This window comes from Colwellia sp. 6M3 (genome assembly GCF_014077595.1).
GTDB lineage: Bacteria > Pseudomonadota > Gammaproteobacteria > Enterobacterales > Alteromonadaceae > Cognaticolwellia.
This window is the reverse complement of record NZ_JACGWF010000141.1, coordinates 1-6,565: the sequence shown is the minus strand read 5'-3', so window position 1 is coordinate 6,565 and position 6,565 is coordinate 1. Positions and strand designations below refer to the sequence as shown.

Annotated in this window: 7 protein-coding genes; 3 read left to right on the top strand and 4 right to left on the bottom strand. The window is 37.8% G+C overall.

Going from position 1 to position 6,565, the window contains the following annotated elements; genetic code table 11:
- Nucleotides 1-151: 151 nt before the first annotated feature.
- Nucleotides 152-976: a patatin-like phospholipase family protein gene (locus H4J50_RS18170; RefSeq protein WP_182257590.1), complete on the bottom strand. Its 825-nt coding sequence runs from the start codon at nt 974-976 to the stop codon at nt 152-154.
- A gap of 115 nt (nt 977-1,091) precedes the next feature.
- On the opposite strand from H4J50_RS18170, the gene H4J50_RS18165 reads away from it, so the two are divergent.
- Entirely contained in the window at nt 1,092-1,856 is a 765-nt protein-coding gene (locus tag H4J50_RS18165) for a serine protease (RefSeq protein WP_182257589.1), read from the top strand.
- Nucleotides 1,857-1,908: 52 nt separating this feature from the next.
- On the opposite strand, the gene H4J50_RS18160 is transcribed toward H4J50_RS18165, so the two are convergent.
- The 3 genes from H4J50_RS18160 to gpmI all read right to left on the bottom strand — a co-directional run bounded on the left by H4J50_RS18160 (nt 1,909) and on the right by gpmI (nt 5,528).
- Complete coding sequence (locus H4J50_RS18160) at nt 1,909-2,673, bottom strand: divergent polysaccharide deacetylase family protein (RefSeq protein WP_310733284.1); 765 nt, start codon at nt 2,671-2,673, stop codon at nt 1,909-1,911.
- A gap of 97 nt (nt 2,674-2,770) precedes the next feature.
- Nucleotides 2,771-3,859: a peptidoglycan DD-metalloendopeptidase family protein gene (locus H4J50_RS19875; RefSeq protein WP_310733283.1), complete on the bottom strand. Its 1,089-nt coding sequence runs from the start codon at nt 3,857-3,859 to the stop codon at nt 2,771-2,773.
- A 127-nt stretch (nt 3,860-3,986) separates the two neighbouring features.
- The gene (gene gpmI, locus H4J50_RS18150) at nt 3,987-5,528 is read right to left on the bottom strand and encodes a 2,3-bisphosphoglycerate-independent phosphoglycerate mutase (protein WP_182257587.1); all 1,542 of its coding nucleotides are present in this window, start codon (nt 5,526-5,528) and stop codon (nt 3,987-3,989) included.
- Nucleotides 5,529-5,792: 264 nt separating this feature from the next.
- On the opposite strand from gpmI, the gene H4J50_RS18145 reads away from it, so the two are divergent.
- Both H4J50_RS18145 and grxC read left to right on the top strand, forming a co-directional pair.
- On the top strand, nt 5,793-6,218 hold the full coding sequence (locus H4J50_RS18145) for a rhodanese-like domain-containing protein (RefSeq protein WP_182257586.1): 426 nt from the start codon (nt 5,793-5,795) through the stop codon (nt 6,216-6,218).
- A 24-nt stretch (nt 6,219-6,242) separates the two neighbouring features.
- Nucleotides 6,243-6,503, top strand: a complete 261-nt coding sequence (grxC, locus tag H4J50_RS18140) for a glutaredoxin 3 (RefSeq protein WP_108454718.1) — start codon at nt 6,243-6,245, stop codon at nt 6,501-6,503.
- The last annotated feature ends 62 nt before the right edge of the window (nt 6,504-6,565 follow it).

Below are 6,565 nucleotides of genomic sequence, written 5' to 3'. Positions count from 1 at the left end.
ATGTCTCTTGTGGTTTTTTACGTTGTCTAGTTAACAAGTATTTTACCACAATGAGGCATCAACTTCTTTTAAATCATTAGGTTATTGTTATTTCCTCGTCTATTTTGAACCCCGAAACTTGAGTTATTAATAACGTTTATTTTTTAAGAGTTTAGCTACCATGCTTAGTTTTAATCGGTACTATTTCCATTGCAGTATGGTAACCAATATCAAATAATTCGAGTTTTTTCTCTTCACTCATACCAAAATCAACAGCTGAGGATAAGCCAGCATTGATAATAATGGTGTTATGCCAGAATGCATCGTTGATATATTCGCGTGATATCGTAGTCATAAAGGTTCTAATGAGTAAAGTCACGTAATTGATAATAGGGAACATACCATCTGTTTTTAGTTCGTCATATTCATGTTCACCGCGCAGACGAAAACACAGTACGGGTGTGCCATCCATAGCCCAATCTCGATGTAAGGCGTCTTCTGATAAAATACTGCCATCAACCATTAAGTGACTACCAAATTTTTTAAAACTAAACACCAGTGGTATCGACATAGAAAAGCGAACAGCGAGAGAGACTTTCATGCCTGGCGTTCTTTTTCGGTCAAAAATAACCGGTCGACCTGTTTTTACATCAGTCGCTACAATATGCAGGTTACAGTTAAGGTCGTTAAAGGTTTTTCCTTCTAAATGCTTGTCGACCCATTGTTCAAAAACGTCACCTGAGCTTAAACCACCATTTCGAATCAAGCTGATAATCGAGAACCCTTTAAATTGATTATAGTCAGTGGTTAGCGCAATATGTTTCATTTTCGCTATTGATAGTCCCGCAGCGAAAAAACTGGCAATAATACTGCCACCAGAAACGCCAACAAGGTGAGTAAAATCGATATTCAAGTCATCTAATGCTTGCAGTACGCCAATGTGTGCGGGTAAACGTGTACCTCCACCGGCTAAAATCGGTACTATATTTTTCGCCACTAAGTATATCTCCTTCTACTATATTATTTAATTATGGGCAATAATTTCGAAATCGCTAACCCAATAGTATGCTAAGTTCAGGTAATGAGTGAAATTTTTTAATAAGAGTGAAAATATGAAACGAATATTACAACCATTAATATTGATTGGGTTACTTTGTAGCTCAATAACCTACGCTAATTTAGTTGATACCATCAGCATGGTTAAACCGTCTGTTGTAGGAATTGGTGTTTATACGCCAACTGGGCGGCAGAAAAACCAGCTTAATGGTACCGGCTTTGTGGTTGGAGATGGAACCTACATCGTGACAAATAATCACGTTATTGATACCGAGTTAGATGATAATTTATTACAAAAACTAGCCGTATTTACCGGGAAAGGGCCAGCAGCGAAGGTTAGATTAGCAACATTAGTTGCCACTGATGAAGAGCATGATTTAGCTATTCTTAAAATAGAAGGGAGAGCGTTACCGGCATTAACCTTAGCAAAGAATGGCTTTATTAAAGAAGGCAGTAGTATTGCATTCACGGGGTTTCCTATTGGCGCGGTACTTGGGCTTTATCCGGTTACTCACCGTGGAATAATTGCTGCAGTAACACCGACTATTATCCCCGTTGATGACTCAAGACAAATTAGTATTGCTATGCTGAAACGCTTAAGAGATCCCTATTTAGTGTATCAATTAGATGCAACGGCTTATCCAGGCAATAGTGGTAGCGCTATGTATGATGTTAAAACGGGTGAGGTTGTCGGTGTAATTAATAAGGTTTTTGTTCAGCAAAGTAAAGAAACGGTGATCAGTAAACCCAGTGGAATTACTTATGCGATACCCGTAAAGTATCTTCATAAACTTCTTAAAAAACATAATATAAAGAGCTAGTTAATGTTGCACTGTCAGAAAATTTTACACATTTAATAAATGTAGGAATAGCTCAGTCTTCAGCATTTATTTGTAGGTTAGGTGTTGTTAACTTACGGTTAAGTAATGTAGATATTGGCACAAGCTCAACATTGTTTTGTGCGAGCAAAGGCAGAAGTTTTTTCAGAGACGTTATCGTTTCAGGATGTGGGTGAGCAATAGCCACCACGGTCTGATAGCGTTTAGCGTCTCTAATTAATTGTTTAAACTGCCGGCGAATATAGTTGTGTTCGAGTTTGTTATCGAGAAATATATGCCGATGTAAACTCGGTACGCCAAAGCTGATTGCAACGTCTTCAGCTTGGCTAGCGCTAGTGGTTACGCTATCTATAAAGACTAAATCTCGTTCTCTTAGAAACTGCATGGTCCAAGCCATTGGTTGATACAATTCAGTAAGCTTGCTGCCCATGTGATTGTTAATACCTAACGCAAAAGGAATTTCAGCAAAAGCATTACTTAAGCTTTCACGAATGCCATTTTCATTCATTTCACTGGTTAACGCGCCAGGCCCTAGCTTTTTACCATTTTTTGATTCCATTGGGATATGCAAAATAACATCATTATTCTTAGCTTGTGCTTTTAGCGCTAATCTTTTGCCGTACGGGGTATGAGGTAAAATGGCGTAACTAATATTGCCCGGTAAGTAAAGCGCTTGCGCATCACTTTTACGATAGCCAATGTCGTCAATAATAATCGCTACTTGCGCTGATTGAGCAAAAAGTAAGGCAGGAGAAAGTAAGCTTAATAACAATATAAATTTGGAAAATAATTTAAGCACGGTAAATTTTTCTTATTATAAGTCGTTAGTGAGAATAGCAGCTCAAGTGGGCAAAATCGACTAGTTCAATAGATAATAATTGAATTAGTAAACAAAATTACTTGCACCAGAGCTTGGGGTTGACTGCAATACCTGTGTGCCTAATTTCAAAGTAAAGACCTGAATTAGCTTGGCCACCACTTTGGCCAACTAAGGCTATAGGTTCACCTGCTTCAACACGGTCACCCACCGATTTTAGTAAGGCTTGGTTATGGCCATATAAACTCATATAACCATCACCATGGTCAACAACGGTAACCAGTCCATAACCCTTTAACCAATCTGAAAATAAAACTGTGCCGTTGTGAATAGTTTTTACTTCACGACCAATTGGCGCTGAAAGAAATACGCCTTTCCATTTTAAATAGCCTTGTTTACTTGAACCAAAACTATGATTGATTCGCCCTTTCACCGGCCAACTGAGCTTACGTTTTAATTTACTCAGTCCGACTAAATTTTCTGCCTGTTTAGCTTTTGCTGCATCGGCAGTCATTCTTTTTAATAAGGAGACTAATGCTGATTCTTCTCGTTCCAGTTTGGCGAGCTTTTGTTGTTCTGTAAGTGCTTTTTGATTCAAAGCCTTTAAGGTTTGTTTTTGTTTGATTTTTGATAATTCGAGAATTTGTTTTTGCTGGCTTTGTGTTTGTGTTAACTGTGTTAATTGTTCAGCTTGTTGCTGATATTGTTGTGTAACGTCATTTAATTGCGTAATGGTACTTTTAAATGCTTCAATTTCTTTAATACGCGCCGTATTTAAGTACTGATAATGGGTGATAGTGCGTTGTACATTACTAGGCTTTTCTTGATTAAGTAATAGCTTGATGTAGTCGTGATGACCCGTAGAGTAAGCGGCTCGTAATTGTTTGGCGAGTATTTCTTCTTGTTGCTTTTTAGCCAGTTCAAGTTGTTTTTTCTCGGTACTTAGTTCAGCTAATTTATTTTCTGTAGCGGTTAATTCACTGGTGGTATTTGATAAGTTTTTAGCTATTTTTCCTATTGCTAGATCATCAGTTTTTAGCTGTTGTTCTAGATCACTGATTTTAATATTTGTGTTTGATAGGCTTTGTTTTTGTTGATTAATAGCTTGTTGGATATCGCTAAGTTGCTGATTTGTTTTTGCACTGTTGTTCGCGCTTGCTTGAGCCACAGTATTAAACGATAAGCACAGTATGATTAAGCCAATACAAAAAACATAGCCAGCATTATACTGGCTAAGTTTTATTGATAAGCATCTAGCGTTGTCGTTATAAGGCACAATAAAAAGCACGTTTACGTTAAGTTAGCGTTAATAAGTTATGTCCTGTCATTTCTTCAGGTTGAGGCATATCCATCAATGATAAAATTGTAGGTGCAATATCACTAAGTGCGCCTGATTTTGCCATTGCTGCTTTTCGACCAAAATATATTAAAGGTACAGGTTCACAGGTATGGGCGGTATGCGCCTGTCCTGATTCGTTATCTAACATTTGTTCTGCATTGCCGTGGTCGGCGGTAATTAAGCACTCGCTACCTGTTTTTTCTAACGCGGTAACAATGCGGCCTATACATCTGTCAACAGCTTCACAAGCTTTTACGGCAGCATCAAAGTCACCGGTATGACCAACCATATCACCATTAGGGTAATTACAAACAATAAAGTCGTGATCGCCGCTTTCAATAGCTGCTACTAATTTATCAGTTAATAGGGTGGAATTCATTTCAGGCTGCAAATCGTAAGTAGCCACTTGTGGTGATGGCACTAATATTCGTTCTTCACCTTTGAAGGTATCTTCTTTACCGCCACTGAAGAAAAATGTGACGTGGGCATATTTTTCAGTTTCTGAAATGCGCAGTTGCGTTTTGTTATGTTTTTCTAACCATTCGCCTAAAACGTTGTGAAGCTCGACTTTTGGAAAAGCAGATGGAGCATCAATATCAGCAGCGTACTCGGTTAACATCACAAAGCTGCCAAGTTTAGGTTGTTGCTGGCGTTTAAAGCCTGTGAACGTTGGTTCGGTAAAACAACGGGTGAATTGACGCGCGCGATCGGCTCGAAAATTCATAAAGATCATGGCATCACCATCTTCTACTTGAATGACATTACCTTCGGCATCAGTAATGGCTGAAGCTTTTACAAATTCGTCATTTTCGTCACGCTCGTAAGCGGCATGTAAAGCGTCAGTTGCTTTACTGTATTGGTATTCAGCTTGTCCTGAAACCATTAAATTATACGCTGATTCAACGCGATCCCAGCGCTGATCTCTGTCCATAGCATAATAACGACCAATAACTGAGGCTACTTGGCCACAGCCTAGTGCTGCAAATTTTTCTTGTGCTTTGATAAGTGAGGCTTCTGCACTGCGCGGTGGTGTATCTCGGCCATCTAAAAATGCATGCAAATAAATTGCCTTAGCGCCTTTCTCTGCGGCCATTTCTAACATGGCAAAAATGTGATCTTCATGACTATGAACACCGCCTGGAGAGAGCAAACCAAAAACGTGAATTGCTTTATTATTGCTTACGGCATTTTCTACTGCACTAGCTAACGTTGGATTGTTTTGAAATTCTTTATCTTTAATTGCTTTAGTAATTCGGGTGAAGTCTTGATAAACAATACGCCCAGCGCCTAAATTAACATGTCCAACTTCAGAGTTACCCATTTGTCCGTCTGGTAAACCTACCGCCATGCCAGAGGTTTCAATCAACATATTGGGCTTGTTAGCTATTAAGTTATCTAATACTGGGGTGTTAGCATGATAAATAGCATTTGATTCTGTGTTTTCTCTATATCCCCAACCATCTAGAATAATAAGAACAGTAGACTTCTTGTTTGGCATTATGGCTTCCTTTATTAGAACAAAGATAGATAAAAGTAATACGAGCGTTAGATCATTGAAAATAATTTTCAGCAGCAGTATATCAAGACACGATGTGAATATCTTCTGTCTGTTTAGACAAAATGTTTCAGTTTTAAGATCAAAAACCAATGATATATGCAAAGTTATTTCATTATTGTGTTTTTGTATGAAAAGTTCAGTTTGGGTTTAGTTTATTAGCCTGTATACTGTGGAAAATTTTTAGTTAATTAGAATGTAAAACTTATGGATCAACATATTACTTTCGCAATGAGCCAGCCTTTACTTAGTGGAGCTTGGTTGGTTATTGTTTTAATGATTATTGTCATTACTATCAAAATTCAAATGTCGCCTATTAAGCAATTAAGTACGCAACAAATGACTTTTTTAATTAATAGAGAGTCGGGTGTTGTGGTTGATAGCCGTAGCGAAAAAGACTTTAAAGCCGGACATATTGTTGATGCAGTGCACCTTGGCAATGAAAAAGTCAGTAAAAATGACTTCACTAGTCTTGAAAAACATAAAGATACACCCATTATTGTAGTATGTAGTGCTGGTCTTAGTGCAAGTAAAGTGGCTAATCAGCTAGCAAAAGCGGGTTTCACTAAAGTTAGTATTCTTAAAGGTGGAATGAGTGCTTGGTTAAGTGCAGGTTTACCTGTAACTAAGTAATTCACAATAAAACAACGGGTTATCATAATGGCAGTTGATATATATACTAAAGCGACTTGTTTTTATTGCATGAGAGCGAAAGCTTTATTCGATGATATGAACGTTGCGTACAATGAAATAAAAATAGACGGTGATGCACCACTGCGTGAGAAAATGATTAAACGTAGTCAGGGCGCTTCAACCGTGCCACAAATATTTATTAACAATAACCATATTGGTGGTTGTGACGATTTATTTGCATTACATGCTCAAGAAAAATTAGCTTCACTTTTGGCCTCTGCGTAAAAGTGAAAATATCTTAGAATAAAATGCCAATAAATAATGGCGTAAAAATATAAAGGAAGAAC